This window comes from Aeromonas sp. HMWF015, from assembly GCF_963878965.1.
Lineage (GTDB): Bacteria > Pseudomonadota > Gammaproteobacteria > Enterobacterales > Aeromonadaceae > Aeromonas > Aeromonas veronii.
The window spans coordinates 1-2,352 of the sequence record NZ_CAWNZT010000268.1 but is presented as its reverse complement, the minus strand read 5'-3'; the positions used below and the strand labels follow the sequence as shown (position 1 = coordinate 2,352).

The following is a 2,352-nucleotide window of genomic DNA, read 5'->3' as shown; positions in this document are numbered from 1 at the left end:
CGGTGTGGGGGCGGTCGTAGGGGAGGCGGCGGATAATGGTGTAGCGCGGGCCGCAGTGGGTGCAGTTGGTAAAGGGGTAGTGGTGGTGACGATCTTTGGGGTTGGCCACATCCGTGGCGCATGCCTCGCACATCCCCTGATCCGGCGAGATGGCGACCGTGGCCGCGCTCTGCTGCTGACTCGCCTTGATATGAAAGGCGCCGTCGTAGTCGGGATTATCTTCTTGGGGAAGCTCCCGCTCGCTGAAGTGATCGATCCGGCTAAGGGGCGGCGCCAAGTCGCGCAGTTCGCGGGCAAAGTTGGCCAGCTGCTCGGGGGAGCCCTCGGCACCAATGGTGACGCCGTTGGCATCGTTCAAGACATAGCCGGTAAGGCCATGGCGCAGCGCCAGCCCGTAGACGAAGGGGCGAAAGCCGACCCCCTGTACGATGCCGTCGATATGAAATTCGCGGCGCAGCCAGTTGGCCGCATGGTTAGGGGAGATAGAGGGGGCGATGGTGGCGCTCATGCCGGCTCCATCTCATCTTGAGTGGCTGGCAGACGCAGCACCCGGCGCTCGTTCTCCTCGCGCCGTACCCAGCCATCCATCTCCATGCGCAGGCAGAACGGAATGGCGTATTTGCGCGACAAGCCGGTGATCTCCTTGAGGGATGCCATGTCGATCAGATCTCCCACCTGCTGGCCCGCCAGCACGGCGGCGACCATCTGGTTGTAAAGGGCGGCGTCGTAGTAGATGGGGCCATCGAGCTGCACCAGATACTTGAGTCGCGCCAGGTTGCGCAGCTGCTTTTGCAACGCGCCTTTTTGCAGCAAACCCTGCTGCAGGGTGGCGGGCAGCTTGCGGGTGATAAAGGGATCCAGCTCCACGCCGCCGGGGCCCAGTTTACCGGGCTCGTACCCCTCCTTGCCTTGATCTCGCACCACCTTGAGCACCAGCTGCGCCTCTTCCCCCAGATCATCTTCCGACTCGCCGTTGCCCGGCTGCCACTTGTCATGGTGCAGGCGAACAAGCTGCTCGCTCTTGAGCTGCTGAAGCAGGGCCTGAATGACCGGCAGGGCGATACCAAAGCGGGTCGCAAGCTCGGCGGCGCTGAGGGGTTCGCTGGCCAGCGTAGCGAGCAGCTGGTCGCGGCTCTGGGCCAGCCAGTGGTTATCCAGCAGCCAGTCACCGAGAGGGGTGACCTGCTCGGGTTGCTGGTCAAAGCGGCTGGCCAGCACATAACCGTTGAGCCCCAGCTGCAGGGTGGCGGGGTTGTAGCGTTCCAGCTCATCCGGCAGCTCGCCCAGCAGGGCGTGCAGCGCCTTGCGTCTGGCGGGGTGGATATCGCCGCACCAGACGATGCAGGCGCCGTGCAGCAATTCACTGCTGCCGTGGCGAATGATGGCGAGCGGCTGACCAAAGAAGCAGGGGATGGGGCTGGTAAAGATCAGTCGTGCCAGCAGGGTCTCTTTTATCGGCACAAAACGGGCCCGGCCATGCCAGCTGCCGAGGGCCACCTCGACCTCCTGCGTGCGTAGCGCCTTGCCGCTCAGGCTCTCGGCGTTGAGTCGTACGATAAGGTGAGTCGCCGCCTCGCACTGGCCAGCTGCGCTGGTAAGGCAGTGGCCGCGGGCCACCTCCTTGTGGGGCACTTTTTTCAGGCCCACCGCCACCCGACAGACTGCGCCAATTTCATCGACGCTCTGGTGATAGGCCTGCAGGGAGCGTACCTGCACCTCCCGATCGGCGGGGTAGAGACGCAGTTTGTCTCCCACCTTGAGGCTGCCCTGCTGCAGGGTGCCGGTAAGCACGGTGCCGGTGCCGTTGGCGCTAAAGACCCGGTCTACATACAGTCGCGGTGCGCCCTGCTCGCGAGCCGCTTGTGAAGCTGGCAGATCGGCAAGCTGGCGCACGATGGCAGCGTGCAGGGCTGCCATATTCTCGCCGGTCTTGGCGCTGACGCTGACGATGTCGGGCACCATGCCGCTCTCGTCCATCACCCGCTCCAGCAGACTCTCTTCAAGGAGAGCCAACTCGTCGGGAGAGACCAGATCGCACTTGTTGATGCAGACCAGCAGGCGCGGCCCCCCCATCGCCTTGAGCAGGCGCAGGTGATCGCCAGTCATCGGCATCCACCCCTCGTCGGCGGCAATGACCAGCAGCACCAGATCCAGACTCCAGAGCCCCGCCACCATGTTGCGGATATAGCGTTCGTGGCCGGGTACATCGATGACGCCTATGGTGTTGCCCTGACCGTCATCAAAGTGGGCAAAGCCGAGATCCTGGGTCATGCCGATGGCCTGCTCGTGGGCGCGGGCCGTGGTGATGCCGGTGAGGGCCTTGATCAGCAGGGTTTTGCCATGATCCACGTG

2 protein-coding genes are annotated in these 2,352 nt (G+C 64.1%); both read right to left on the bottom strand.

Annotated elements, in window-relative coordinates; genetic code table 11:
* Positions 1-508: acylphosphatase (locus AACS18_RS14130; protein WP_181363283.1), on the bottom strand; the 508-nt coding region annotated here is incomplete at its 3' end.
* Positions 505-2,352, bottom strand: a 1,848-nt coding sequence (locus tag AACS18_RS14125; RefSeq protein ID WP_108612500.1) for a SelB domain-containing protein, incomplete at its 5' end; no start/stop codon positions are given. The genes AACS18_RS14125 and AACS18_RS14130, both read right to left, overlap by 4 nt.